Below are 14130 nucleotides of genomic sequence, written 5' to 3' on the forward strand. Positions count from 1 at the left end.
ATTTAAAAGTTATTTTTGTATAATAAATTATAATCAAATGACAGGGGGGATGAATTTTGAAAAAATTCATAATCACTGGATTGTCTGTATTGTTATTAGTAGGTTGCGGTGCTCCACAGGAAAAAGAGGACGCGCAATCAAAACAGGAAGAACAAGTTGTAAACGCAAGTGATGAGAATATGGTTGTATTTCCTGAAGGTGCAATGTCAATTGGAGAAGGGAAAGTAAAAGTTATTACTCCAGATGGTACTTCTGAAAATGGCAATATACCGACTGTATTCATTAAAAAGGATACTTTAATTCAGCAAGTTGAATTAGAACTTTCTAATTTTCAAAGTGATAAAGAAACCTTCATATTTGTAGATCAAATGTATACAGATAGACATCAAGTAACTAGTACAACGCAGACAACAGTACAATTAAAAGAAAAGACGCTTGAAACAGGTAGTCATACGATTACTGCAGTTCAGTATGAAAACAATGACCCGAAAGGAAAGGTTATTAGTTTTAATCAAGCAACATTTGAGACAAAGCCTGCGTCTTAATAAGAATAAAAAGTACATTACTCAAAAAAGTAGTGTGCTTTTTTATTTGGACTAGAGTGTGCAAGAGTAAATAACTTGTTTCGTTTTCTAATACGATTAAATAGGAAGAAATCACTTGCTACTACTATGACAGAGAAAGAGGTTGAAGATGTAAATCGGTGTATTCGTATCGTCTTGATTAGTATAATGATGGCAGTAATTTGGTTTACGATACAAGAGGTGATTCAAATTACGTTTAATTACCAAATTCATGACTTAGTAATAGGAGCTAGTTGTTTTACCATTGTGTATCTATTATATCCCGCATTAATGGGCAGTAAGACCTCGCCTTAAAAATCGGTATATGTGAGGAGATTAGGTGGGAGATCAACTGTCCGATTGGTTTAACTAATAATCATTGGAGATGAACAAACTCTCCAATGATTAAAGTTTCACTTTATGATAAACTCGAATTAAGGTAAGTTTTACAAGAAAAATGTAGGTATTTCATTTGAAATGTCGAATAGTACATACGATGTCGTAATAACAAATTTTCTATTGTTTACTGTGAAACAGAAGAAGGAGAGATAGTAGTTATGAAACGAGCTCTTATTAATATTGATTATACATATGATTTTGTAGCGGAAAAAGGTGCTTTAACTTGCGGAAAACCCGGTCAAGAAATTGAGAAGGAAATTGTACATATAACGACGCAATATATTGAAAATGGAGATTACGTTGTCTTTGCGATTGATAAACATGAAAAAAATGATGTATATCATCCAGAGTCAAAATTATTCCCACCCCATAATATAGCTGGTACAAGTGGAAGAGATTTGTTTGGGGAATTACAAGATGTATACGAAACATATAAAAATGCTGAAAATGTATATTACATGGATAAAACACGATATAGTGCATTTGCAGGAACCGACTTAGAAATGAAGTTAAGAGAAAGAGGAATAGAAGAAGTTCATCTTGTAGGTGTTTGTACTGATATTTGTGTTCTTCACACAGCAGTAGACGCTTATAATAAAGGATTTAAAATTGTTGTTTATGAAAAGGCAGTTGCATCTTTTAATGCGCAAGGGCATGAATTTGCACTTGGACATTTTAAATCTTGTTTACATGCAGAAGTGAAATGAAAAAGAGGCCTTTAAAAAGGTCTCTTTTTTGCGTTTAAACTGAGACGACATTTTGTTCAATTAATTTTTTTATGAATGGGCTAATATTTTGTGGTAGCTCATTTAAATTAAAAAATTGTACATGTAATGATTCGACTCCATCAGCTTTTAGCAAGCCACCTGTAATATCTTTGCAAAGGTAAGCAATTGTTATAGGGTAAAATTCATCTCCGTTCGGTAATTTCACAAAACATTCTTTACCTGAAAACACAGTTGCTAGCTGAAGTGTACCAATTTCGATTCCGGTTTCTTCAAGTACTTCTCGTCTTCCAGCTGCTTCTATAGATTCACCAAGTTCTACAAAACCTCCTGGAACGCCCCACATGCCATTTCACCTTTGTTGTAGTAGTATTTGTCCTTGTTCATTGAAAACAGCTACCGCAACGCCTGCTAAATTAAGCGGTCTTGATCCAACAACTTCTCTTAGTTCTTCAATATATCCCATTGCTTGTAACCCTCGTGAGTAATAATATTTTCAAATGAACTATTCGATATCATGTAAATATTTCCCTTTATTAGGGTGGGTTGTGTAGTCTTAAAGTGAAGTCATAAAAAAATTCAATTGCTAGCTCCCTTTAGGTTATGAAAAAGGGTATATTTATAGAAGAATGTCTAATGAATTTTAAAAATATAGCAGCTTTGTATAGAATTTTTATTAGTTAAGGAAGTGGATGGATGAGTTTATTAACGTATACTGAAGAATTTTTTAATTATGTAAGGGAGTTTTTACTTTTAAGATTTTTACTATTTGCTTTAGTTTTAATCATTATTTCGTTTGTAATAAACCGTATTATTGATTGGTTTTTTAGGAAATCAAGCTTTTTTGATGAAGAGGTAGAGCAGACGATTCAAAGTGTAATTCGATCTATTTTTAGATATATTATTATCATCAGTCTTATCATATATTTAATTAGCCAATTTGTAGATATAAAAAGTATTATTGCAGGTGCAGGGATAGCTGGAGTTGTCATCGGTTTTGCAGCACAACAGATGCTAAAAGATGTAATATTAGGCTTTGCAAGATTAGCGGACAAAGAGTTTCGAGTTGGTGATTTTGTAACTTTTAACGGAACAAATTCAGGAACTATTGAAGAGATTAGTATTCGTTTTATGCAAATACGTGAATGGTCAGGAAAACTACTTACCATCCCGCACGGAGAGATTAGAACGATACAAAATTTTAATAAAGGATGGATGCGTGTAATTGAACGCATCACGGTAAGTTATCAGGAAGATCCAACAAGAGTGAAGGAATTGTTAGAAGAAGTATGTGTTATATGCAATGAAAAATTGGATCAAACTCTTTATAGAGTAGAGGATGACGCTGTTGAACCATTTAAATACGTCGGTGTTACAGACTTAAATCCTAACTTGAAATATGTTGGCTATGAATTTTGTATTACAGGTTTAATAAAGCCAGAAGATTATTTTGAAACTTCTAGACAAGTAAGATTTGAATTAATGTCTATGTTTCATAAGAATCAAGTGCAAATGCCAGCAGCGAATATGGTTGTTACTACTGAAAATTTACAGCATATCCATGGTGGAAAATCTTTATCGGACAGCTAAAGTAGAATCGTTTGTTAACAAAAATTCTGATTCCAACATTGGATAGAATAACAATAATAAAATGATTGATATAAAGAAAGGGCTGAAGAGATTTGGTTCTTTTTTATTTATAGAATTTAGAAATTTCTTAATGTTATAATTGTAGTTGGTGATGAGAATGAACTTTGAAGAAAAAGAGATGCATCGTTTAGAAGCATTAAAAGAAATTGCTGAATTATTAAATGAAGCAACAAACTTGCAGGATATGTTAGAAAAAGTGTTGCATACATTGTTACAAGTAATGAATTTACAAACAGGGTGGATATTCTTTATTGATGAAAGTGGAAAGCATAGCATGCTTGTAGACGAAAATTTACCAGAGGCTCTTACGTGGCAAGAGAAGAAGCCGATGTGTGAAGGAAACTGTTGGTGTGTAGAACGTTTTGTGAATGGGAGATTAGAAAAAGCGACTAATATTATTGAATGTAAGCGAATAGAAGATGCAATTGAATGTAATTGGGGAGAGACAGAAGATGTTACACATCATGCGACAATTCCGCTTAGGTCTGGATCAGAAAAATTTGGTCTACTAAATGTGGCTGCGCCTCATAAGACTCATTTTTCAGAGGAAGAGTTAGCATTATTAGAATCAATTGCATTTCAAATTGGAACGACAATACAACGTATTCAGTTAGTTGAGAAAGAACGTAAATATGTAGTGGTAGCGGAAAGAAATCGACTTGCACGTGATTTGCATGATTCAGTAAAACAATTGTTATTTTCTATTATGCTAACAGCGAAAGGTACTCTGAATATGACGCAAGATAGAGAATTGCAAGAGATGTTAAGTTATATTGGAGAATTATCACAAGAAGCATTACAAGAGATGACTCTATTAATTTGGCAATTAAGACCTGAAGGATTAGAGAAAGGGTTAGCAGAAGCAATTCAAAATTACGGGAAGTTATTAGGAGTTCAAGTGGAAGTTCGAATTGATGGGATGGTTTCAATTGGGGATGAAATAGAAGAAGTTTTATGGCGTATTAGCCAAGAGGCGCTACATAATTGTAAAAAGCATGCTTCGTGTGAAAAGGTATATGTTCTTTTGAAAATAGAAAATAACCAGTTACATTTTTACATAGAAGATAATGGAATAGGATTTATACAAGAGCAAGTAAGGGAGTCAGCACTTGGCCTGAAAAGTATGAAGGAACGTATTCAGTTAATGAAGGGGTCGTTTCAAATTATAACAGAGCTGAGAAAGGGTACAAAAATAGAAATTCAATTGCCGATTTGAAGGGGAGAATAAGATTGAAGATTAAATTGCTACTAGTTGAGGATCATCATATCGTTCGAAGAGGACTTGTATTCTTTTTGAAAACGAGAGAAGAATTTGAAATTATTGGGGAAGCGGAAAATGGCGAAGAGGCATTACATTTCGTGCAAAAAGAAAGACCGGATGTCGTACTAATGGATGTATCGATGCCGAAAATGGATGGAATTGAGGCAACAAAATGTCTAAAGCAATACGATGAGACGATAAAGGTACTTATATTAAGTAGTTTTTCAGAGCAAGATTATGTTATACCAGCACTTGAAGCTGGAGCAGATGGTTATCAATTAAAAGAAGTACAACCTGAGCAACTTGTCGCTTCTATTATTGCAGTACATCAAGGAAATGCGAATTTTCACCCGAAAGTAACACCTGCATTAATGGGGCGTACCGCAGTAAAGAAGGAAATAGAAAATCCTTTTTCAATGTTAACGAAAAGAGAGCAAGAGGTACTTCGCGAAATTGCGAAAGGAAGAAGCAACAAGGAGATTGCAGCAGAACTTCATATTACAGAACAAACTGTAAAAACACACGTTTCAAACGTTTTAGCTAAATTGGAAGTGGATGATCGTACGCAAGCCGCATTATACGCAGTGAAACATGGGGAGAATTATTCATAAGTATGAATAATTCTGTTACATCGTATGACAGAATACATAGGAGCAATTAAAATCTATAGTAATCCCTAATATAGGTTTTTCTTCTTTCAATAATTAGGTACAATAAAGTTAAACTAATCGGTTTTTACAGGATAAAGCTACGATAGAAGAGGAGGATATGCTATGCCTGGTACAAGGAGTGGGATTGGAAAGATTCAGGCTTCGTTGAATGGTTTATCACCGAAATTGCGAAGTATTGCCGAACATATTTTGAAACATCCACAAGATGTTGTACATAAATCTATTACAGAATTAGCTGAAGTTACGAGTAGTTCCGAAGCGACGATATTCCGCTTATGTAAACACCTTGGTTTGCAAGGTTTTCAAGATTTAAAGATTACATTAGCTCGTGAAATTGTACATACACCGATGCAAAATATTCATGAAGAGGTATCAGCAGAAGATAGTATGGTAACTGTTGCTAAAAAAGTTTTTCATTCGCATATTACAGGACTGCAAGATACTTTACATTTGCTAAATGAAACAGCACTTGAGCAGGCTGTACGAGCTTTGCAAGAAGCAAGTCGAATTGAGTTTTATGGAAATGGTGGCTCTGGTATTATTGCGATGGATGCGTATCATAAGTTTATGAGAACGGGTATTTCTTGTATCGCTCATACTGATTCGCATTTTCAAATTATGGGAGCAGGTTTACTCTCGGAAAATTCAGTTGTTATTGGCATTTCTCATTCTGGTAGCAATAAAGGGTTACTTGAAGCGTTAGAAGTAGCGAAAGCAAGAGGGGCCAAAATTATTGCGATTACGAGCTATAAGAAATCAGCATTAAGTCAACTTGCTGATATTACGTTATATACATCAACACGTGAGACTGAGTTCCGCACAGAAGCAAGTTCATCACGATTAGCACAGTTAAGCTTATTAGATACTTTGTATGTAGGGTTGTCGTTGCAGCGACAAGAGGAAACGCTAAAAAATTTACAAAGTATACGTGAAACGATTTCGATGAAGCGAATATAAAAAAAGCTCTTCAAATGAAGTGCTTTCAGACTGTAGACAAACTATTTTTGGAGAGTTCAAATGCTAAAAAAATAGTTTGTCTCTTGTTTTATTGATAATTTATCCGATTATATTTATATATAGTAATTATTATATTGAAATTTACTATAGGCGAGGAAGGTGTCTTATGAAAATATCTGTTTATGTTGCAAGTGCATTTAGCAAGGATCATAAAGGCGGAAATAAAGCAGGAGTGGTATTTATTGAGAATACAAATACATTGACCACTACTCAAAAAAAGACAATAGCGAAACAACTGGGTTATGCGGAAACCGCATTTATATCAGAATCTGAAATTGCTGATTATAAATTTGAGTATTTTACTCCAAAAGAAGAAGTTGATTTATGTGGTCATGCCACAATTGGCTCTTTCGCGATACTGATGCATTTAAATAAAATTTTCAAGAATCGCTATACGATTGAAACGAACAGCGGTGTTCTTACTATTACCATAACAGATGACATCATATTCATGGAACAAAATAAACCGATATTCTATGATGTTGTATCTCCAAATGAGTTCACCGACTGTTTTGACATTAAAGATATAGACAATAAATACCCAATCCAAATTGTCTCCACGGGCTTAAAAGATATTTTAATTCCTATAAAAAGCGAAACACAATTACATGCACTGCAACCTAATTTTGAAAAAATTAAAGAAATCAGCAAGTATTATAATGTTGTTGGGATGCATCTATATACTTTTAATGACAATCGATTTATATGCAGAAATTTTGCTCCACTATACGACATTAATGAAGAAGCAGCGACTGGAACTTCAAACGGTGCATTAGCTTGCTACCTTTATGAACAGCACTATTTGCAAAAAGAAGTCTATGTATTTGAACAAGGTTATTCTTTACACTCGCCTTCCGAAATATTAGTTAAATTAGCAACCAATAGCAAAAATAAAATAGAAAAAGTTTATGTTGGCGGTAAAGGCTATTACTGTGAAACTAAGTGTTTAAATATAGAAAATATTGAGTGAAGAGCTTTTTTATCGATGAGAAGTTTGTTACTTTATTTTCTTTTAGAAATGTATGACTTACTTATAGTCAGTGATAAACTCTCATTTTTAAAAATTTAAAATAAAGACCGATTTGTGTAATAATTCAAATATTGTTCATAATTTCACAAGCTGTTTATGAAGTGTCATGTTATGATGAAGATGTAATGATGATTGAACACTTAAATTTGGTACAATAACTAGCCAAAGTAGTGAGGAAAGTAGTTGTGAGATAAACTCATTAAAACGCTAATACACTAAAGGGGAGATCACATATGAAAGCAGTAGTGGTTAATAAAAACAGCAAAGCAAACATCGAAGTGATTGAAAAAGAATTACGTCCGTTACGCTCAGGCGAAGCGTTAGTAGATGTAGAGTATTGTGGAGTTTGCCACACTGATTTACACGTTGCGAATCATGATTTTGGTAACACTGATGGCCGTATTCTTGGTCATGAGGGTGTAGGTATTGTTACGAAAATAGCTGATGATGTTAATTCGCTAAAGATAGGTGACCGTGTAAGTATTGCATGGATGTTCCAATCTTGTGGACGTTGTGAATATTGCGTAACTGGTAGAGAAACATTTTGCCGTGAAGTTAAAAACGCAGGTTATTCAGTAGATGGTGGTATGGCTGAACAATGTATCGTTACAGCTGATTATGCGGTAAAAGTACCAGAAGGATTAGATCCTGCTCAAGCATCATCAATTACATGTGCTGGTGTAACTACATATAAAGCTATTAAAGTATCAGATATTAAACCTGGTCAACCTATTGTAATCTATGGCTGCGGTGGATTAGGTAACTTAGCTATCCAATATGCTAAAAATGTATTTGGTGCAAAGGTAATCGCAGTAGACATTAATGACGACAAATTAGCCTTAGCGAAAGAAGTTGGTGCTGATATGACTATCAATCCAATTTCTCAAGGTCCTGCTGATAAAATTGTTCAAGAGGAGCTTGGTGGCGCTTATGCTGCGGTAGTAACAGCAGTCTCTAAAATAGCCTTTAACTCAGCAGTTGATGCAGTACGTGCTTGCGGTAAAGTAGTTGCAGTAGGGCTACCAGTAGAAACAATGGACTTAAACATCCCGCGACTTGTATTGGATGGAATTGAAGTAGTTGGTTCTCTAGTGGGTACTCGTAAAGATTTGGAAGAGGCGTTTATGTTTGGGGCAGAAGGAAAAGTAGTGCCGGTTGTTCAAACTTGTTCGCTAGATAAAGTACAAAATGTATTCGAAGAAATGGAACAAGGTAGAATTCAAGGGCGTATGGTAATTGATTTTAAAAAACATAATTGTGATTGCAAATAATTCACTTTAAATATAAAAAGCATGAGTCTAGCAAAGGACATGTAAAAAAGTTAGACAGCATAAGAAGATGATCCCTGTATTTAATAGGGATCATCTTCTTTATTTTCTACTAATATCGATGCCAATTAATACTTGATTAATGAGAAATGATTAAAGGTTTACTTTATTTGCAAACGAAAAGGAATCTTTATGTTTAACAAATTTTTTATGATCTGGAACGTTTTGAATTGCTACAATTTGCGAATCTCTTGCTTTCAGTGCATCTTGAATCCCGATGGTCATAAGCTTAATAAATAGAATCGTAATAAAGAATGAAGCGAGAGTATAAAAAATAATCCACCATGAAAGATTCATTTCATTACGATTTAATCCAATAAGACCTGCCCAATCATTAGATAGAGAAACAGGTTTGAGCACTCCGTCATAGAGTTCACGCATTTGTATGCCGCCAATTACAATGTTAAGCAACGCTAAATGGATAACGAGTATGAGTGTTTGGACGATATGTTCCATAAATAATACAAATAAGCGGTCAAGTAATAAGACTCGTAAGTGTTTTTTAATAATATGAAAACGACTAGCCCCCAGTAATTGTGAACTTAAGATGTAATCTTGTTTCATAAATTCATCAACCTCTGAGGATATGTATAAAGAAAGTGTAGGCAGAGCGACGAAAATAAGTACGAGTACTTGATAAAACGTAAATGAAATATTTGGATCTACCCCATCAGCATTTGATGTGATTATAATATTAACGGGCGTGATGAGTATGAATGCGATAAATAGAGTTGGAATATAATAAAAAACTTCTGAGCATGACTGGAAAAATCTCTTGAGTTTTGGAGCATATAAACTTAAGAGGATTCCTATACATGTTCCGCATAAAATTCGAAAGAAGCTAATTGCTACGGCTAATAAAATAGTGAATTTTGCTCCTTCTACAATTTGTAAGAAAACAGACTCTCCAAAACGATCAGATCCAAAAGGTGGAATTAACGATGGCGGAAAGGGGGCCTTTCCAAGTAATTCGTTATTGTCATTGTAAAGTAACTGAGGAGGTTTTGGGATGTTATCTTTAAAGAACCAACTATAAATAAAACTAGCTGAAATAAGTATGAATAGATAAGTAAAGCCGATTAAAAAGCGTTTTGATTTCCAAATAGATTTCATAATGATACTCCTTTCAATTGCTTTTTCCATCTATTCATCATGAATGAGACTATTTGGAAAATGGCATAAAACGGTAAAATAATCATAACAAGTATGATAAATGCAGCGGGAGGTGAAACAAACGCCTTATTAAATAGAAATTGAATAATGCCTTCCATATTAAAAACAAATTCTAAAATGAATAAATTAGAAAGTAAGAAAACAAAAATCGTTTTTAAATGGTGAAAGAAGTGGATAGATATATTTTTGAATAAATGAATGCAGAGTATATAACTTGATGAAAGGCCTTTTCCATATGCAACCTCTACGTAATGTTTTCCTTCTTCTTCTTTTATGTATAACACCATCATCCGAAACATTTGTAATGTAGGTAAGACAGCTAATGATAAAATAGGGAGTAAATAAGCTCGATTTTCATTAAAAGAAATAATAGTGACAGGAGATTCCCCGAATTTTTGAAGTACCCATATGAAGAATATTTGCAAACAAATCATCATCATCATATCAGGGACAGCTTCTAATATGAACACAATTCGGTTTATCCATTTTTTTATATAATCTTTCGCTAAAAAATAAAAAAATGCCATGCTAGATGATAGAAAGAGAGCAAGAAAAAAGGCTAAAAATAATATAGTAAATGAATATAGGTAAGGTTCTAAAACAGTTGGAAATAATGGTGTTTTTTTGAAATGGCCAAACTTCGGGTCTGATCCTATAATCACTAATGATTCAGGGGAGAAGACCTGTTTTAACATGGTAACGATCTGATTAAAAAAATAAATTGGTTGAAAGGTAAACCCTTGTTGAGTGATAAATAAATAAGGTAAATTTAATAATAGTAAGAGTGATAAAAGAATTGATGAAAGCTTAATTGTGAATTGAGATATTTTATTTAACATTAAATCCCTCCGACATCTTTTTACAACATTATACAATAAATTCTATATTATTGTTTTATTTTTCTGAAAAATAAAAATACTATTAAATTTTATAGTATGTAAGATATATTTACAAGATAAAAAAGTGATAGCAGGGGGGCCGCGCTCTATGTTTATCAAGATAAAAGGACTAGTGAATCTAAAACAATAAACAAGAGCAAAATGCACAGAATTCTCATTCTGCGGGTAGTTACTTTTCTTGGCTTGATGGTTATGTAACGTGATCCCTAAAAATGAATATTGCTTTTCAACGCTTTTTCATGCAAATGAGTAGAACGTATGGAGGACTATGTATGTGTTGTTAATGAGAGGAAAGAGTGTATTGCGTAAAGAAGATAACGTAATTTTACCGCACGGAAAAGCTAAATTTAGTATATAAGTGAAATGGAATGAGGGGATTTACTTTTTATTGTGAAAAAAATTTTCTTTTTATAACTTGATAAATGAAAAAATATTTTATATACTAATTCATGTAAACGGTTTACTAAATCGTATTTTGCTAGAAATGAAGGGAAGATTCGCATGGAAACAAGGGGGAGAGTAATCGGGATTGATATCGGTACCACAAGTACAAAAACGGTTGTGTTCACAGAAAAAGGAAAAGTCATTGCATCACATGCAATCGATTACCCAATTATTCAACCGAATGTAGGATGGGCTGAGCAAGATCCTGATGTAATATGTGCCGCTGTATACAAAAGTGTAAGCGTTGCCATTGAAAAAGGTAATGTATTACCAGAAGATATTTCTTCAATCGGTATTAGTACAGCTATGCACGCATTAATTGCAGTAGATGAAAATGGTGCGCCATTAACGCGTTCTATCATTTGGGCAGATAATCGAAGTACGAAGCAATCAGAAAAATTATTACAACAAATGAATGGGCATGAAATTTATAGACGTACAGGTACACCGATTCATCCGATGTCACCACTTTCTAAATTGTTATGGATGAAAGAAGAGGAACCAGAGTTATATACAAGTGCCTATAAATTCATTTCCATTAAAGAGTATGTGATTTACCAATTATTTTCACGCTACGTAGTTGATTATTCAATTGCTTCTGCTACAGGGTTATTTAATTTAGAAACATTAAACTGGGATGAAGATGTTTTGACTATGTTACATATGTCACCAGAACAATTATCAACCCCTGTACCCACTACATATATTTTATCAGGTATGAAGCCAGAATTAGCACAGAAGATGGGGATAAGTGCAGAGACACCAATTGTCATCGGAGCAAGTGATGGGGTTCTTGCAAATGTAGGAGTTGGTGCGATATCACCGGGTGCGGCTGCAATTACGATTGGAACGAGTGGTGCGGTTCGAACAATCTCATCAAATATAAATACAGATGAGAAAGGGAGAACGTTTTGTTACGCATTAACAGATGAGCACTGGGTAATCGGTGGTCCAACGAATAACGGCGGAATATTACTGAGATGGTTACGTGATGAATTTGGTAGTCCAGAGCAAGAAGTAGCAAGAAAGCTCGGCATTGATCCTTATGATTTATTAATTAAATATGCAGAAAGCGTACCAGCTGGAGCGGATGGGCTATTGTTCTTACCTTTCTTATCTGGAGAACGCGCACCTTACTGGAATGCAAACGCTCGTGGTACATTCTTTGGAATCAATCTTCAACATAAACGAGAACATTTTATACGTGCAGTGATGGAAGGTGTTTGTATGAGTGTATATTCAGTAGCACTCGCAATCAGGGATTGTACAGGGCCACTTACTGAAATACGAGTTTCAGGAGGGTTTGCAAAATCTGCATTTTGGAGACAAATGTTGTCCGATATGATGGGAAAAGAATTGTTTGTACCTGAAAGTCATGAAGCATCTGCGCTTGGGGCAGCGGCAGTTGCTTTATATGCTGTAGGAAAAATTGATTCTCTTGAAGAGGTAAAGGGTTGGATTGATATTGTCCATCACCATGTACCGAATAAAGAAAATACGGCTATATATTTAGAAATGTTTTATATGTATGAACGACTTTACAATCGCTTGAAAGAAGAATTTGATTGTATAGCTGCTTTCCAACGTAAACAATAGGGGGATTGGGAGAAATGGTAGTTGGGATCGTACTAGCGGCAGTTGTCATACTACTTTTACTTATTACGGTAGTAAAATGGCATCCATTTGTCGCATTAATTTTAACAGCAATTGGTGTAGGTTTAGCAATGGGAATGCCTTTAATTGGAACTTCACCAAAAGATCCAGGGATTATTGATTCTATTAAACTAGGGCTTGGTAATACGTTAGGCTTTTTAGCGATAGTTTTAGCACTAGGAACGATGCTTGGAAAAATGATGGCCGAATCTGGCGGTGCTGAACGTATCGCTAACACATTAATTAATCGTTTTGGGAAGAAACGAGTTCACTGGGCGATGATGTTCGTTGCATTTTTAGTAGGGATTCCGGTATTTTTCCAAGTTGGATTCGTCCTATTAATTCCGTTAGTATTTACAATTGCGTTAGAAACTGGGGTATCACTTATTACAATCGGTATTCCGCTAGTAGCAGGACTGTCAGTCGTACACGGACTTGTCCCACCGCATCCAGCGGCAATGGCGGCAGTGGGTATTTTTAAAGCAGATGTAGGGAAGACAATTTTATATGCGTTAATTGTCGGACTTCCAACTGCAATTATTTCAGGTCCACTTTACGGGAAATGGATTGGTGCTCGTATACATAAGGAAGTACCATTAGATATAGCGGAGCAATTTATTGAAAGAGATAAGAAGAAAGAACTTCCTAGCTTCGGAAATACATTGTTTACTATTTTACTTCCAGTATTTCTTATGCTTGGTGCATCCATTGCTGAAGTAGCGTTACATAAAACGAGTCAACTTGCACAAGTGTTACACTTTATTGGAGATCCAATAGTCGCTTTATTAATTGCAACGATTTATTCTTTCTTTAGCCTTGGTTATGCAAAAGGATTTTCTAAAGATAAAGTATTACAATTTACAAATGATTGCCTTGGACCTATTGCAAACATACTGTTAGTAATTGGTGCTGGTGGTGCATTTAATAAGGTGTTATTAGATTCTGGAATTGGTACTACAATTGCTGAAATGGCGAAAGAATCACATATTTCACCAATATTACTTGGATGGGGAATTGCTGCACTTATCCGAGTTGCGACAGGATCGGCAACTGTTTCTATGATGACAGCAGCTGGTATTGTTGCGCCGATTGCAGCAAGTACACCAGGTGTAAATGTTGAATTATTAGCACTTGCAACAGGTGCAGGGTCATTAATTTTATCACACGTGAATGATTCAGGATTTTGGATGATTAAAGAGTATTTCGGAATGACTGTGAAAGAAACGTTATTAACATGGACTGCAATGGAGACTATATTATCTGTAGTAGCACTTGGGCTAATTTCGATATTAAATATATTTGTATAGAATAGGAGAT

13 protein-coding genes and 1 pseudogene are annotated in these 14130 nt (G+C 34.5%); 11 read left to right on the forward strand and 3 right to left on the reverse strand.

Annotation, left to right across the window (positions count from 1 at the left end):
- The first annotated feature begins 56 nt into the window (after window positions 1-56).
- From IBT51_RS20950 to IBT51_RS20960, 3 genes are all read left to right on the forward strand, one after another.
- Window positions 57-545, forward strand: coding sequence for a putative periplasmic lipoprotein (locus tag IBT51_RS20950; protein ID WP_000713495.1), 489 nt, complete (start codon window positions 57-59; stop codon window positions 543-545).
- Between the two features lie 126 nt (window positions 546-671).
- Window positions 672-878: a hypothetical protein gene (locus IBT51_RS20955; RefSeq protein ID WP_015406474.1), complete on the forward strand. Its 207-nt coding sequence runs from the start codon at window positions 672-674 to the stop codon at window positions 876-878.
- 242 nt (window positions 879-1120) lie between these two features.
- Window positions 1121-1669 (forward strand): cysteine hydrolase family protein, encoded by a 549-nt coding sequence (locus tag IBT51_RS20960; RefSeq protein WP_000816771.1) that lies wholly within the window; start codon window positions 1121-1123, stop codon window positions 1667-1669.
- A 34-nt stretch (window positions 1670-1703) separates the two neighbouring features.
- On the opposite strand, the pseudogene IBT51_RS20965 reads toward IBT51_RS20960, so the two are convergent.
- A pseudogene (locus tag IBT51_RS20965) lies at window positions 1704-2153 on the reverse strand (NUDIX hydrolase).
- 230 nt (window positions 2154-2383) lie between these two features.
- Between IBT51_RS20965 and IBT51_RS20970 the strand changes: the two are divergent.
- The 6 genes from IBT51_RS20970 (at window position 2384) to adhP (ending at window position 8587) form a co-directional block, all read left to right on the forward strand.
- Complete coding sequence (locus tag IBT51_RS20970) at window positions 2384-3277, forward strand: mechanosensitive ion channel family protein (protein WP_069355526.1); 894 nt, start codon at window positions 2384-2386, stop codon at window positions 3275-3277.
- A 157-nt stretch (window positions 3278-3434) separates the two neighbouring features.
- Window positions 3435-4553 carry a two-component system sensor histidine kinase CasK gene (gene casK, locus IBT51_RS20975; protein WP_069355527.1) on the forward strand — a complete coding sequence of 373 codons (1119 nt, stop codon included), beginning with the start codon at window positions 3435-3437 and terminating at the stop codon, window positions 4551-4553.
- 14 nt (window positions 4554-4567) lie between these two features.
- On the forward strand, window positions 4568-5209 hold the full coding sequence (gene casR, locus IBT51_RS20980; RefSeq protein WP_069355528.1) for a two-component system response regulator CasR: 642 nt from the start codon (window positions 4568-4570) through the stop codon (window positions 5207-5209).
- 162 nt (window positions 5210-5371) lie between these two features.
- Window positions 5372-6226: a MurR/RpiR family transcriptional regulator gene (locus IBT51_RS20985; RefSeq protein WP_001119652.1), complete on the forward strand. Its 855-nt coding sequence runs from the start codon at window positions 5372-5374 to the stop codon at window positions 6224-6226.
- A gap of 166 nt (window positions 6227-6392) precedes the next feature.
- Window positions 6393-7256 (forward strand): PhzF family phenazine biosynthesis protein, encoded by an 864-nt coding sequence (locus IBT51_RS20990; protein ID WP_200458585.1) that lies wholly within the window; start codon window positions 6393-6395, stop codon window positions 7254-7256.
- A gap of 293 nt (window positions 7257-7549) precedes the next feature.
- Window positions 7550-8587 (forward strand): alcohol dehydrogenase AdhP, encoded by a 1038-nt coding sequence (adhP, locus tag IBT51_RS20995; RefSeq protein WP_088023298.1) that lies wholly within the window; start codon window positions 7550-7552, stop codon window positions 8585-8587.
- Between the two features lie 150 nt (window positions 8588-8737).
- Here the strand turns inward: adhP and IBT51_RS21000 are convergent, their stop codons facing one another.
- The gene (locus tag IBT51_RS21000; protein ID WP_000836572.1) at window positions 8738-9757 is read right to left on the reverse strand and encodes an ABC transporter permease; all 1020 of its coding nucleotides are present in this window, start codon (window positions 9755-9757) and stop codon (window positions 8738-8740) included.
- Window positions 9754-10656, reverse strand: a complete 903-nt coding sequence (locus IBT51_RS21005; RefSeq protein ID WP_000932680.1) for an ABC transporter permease subunit — start codon at window positions 10654-10656, stop codon at window positions 9754-9756. Before IBT51_RS21005 ends, IBT51_RS21000 begins: the two co-directional genes overlap by 4 nt.
- Before the next feature lie 561 nt (window positions 10657-11217).
- On the opposite strand from IBT51_RS21005, the gene gntK reads away from it, so the two are divergent.
- Window positions 11218-12756 (forward strand): gluconokinase, encoded by a 1539-nt coding sequence (gene gntK, locus IBT51_RS21010; protein WP_069355533.1) that lies wholly within the window; start codon window positions 11218-11220, stop codon window positions 12754-12756.
- A 14-nt stretch (window positions 12757-12770) separates the two neighbouring features.
- Entirely contained in the window at window positions 12771-14120 is a 1350-nt protein-coding gene (locus IBT51_RS21015) for a GntP family permease (RefSeq protein ID WP_000260205.1), read from the forward strand.
- Window positions 14121-14130: the final 10 nt, after the last annotated feature.

This window comes from Bacillus sp. S71, from assembly GCF_016625265.1.
Classification (GTDB): Bacteria; Bacillota; Bacilli; order Bacillales; family Bacillaceae_G; genus Bacillus_A; species Bacillus_A cereus.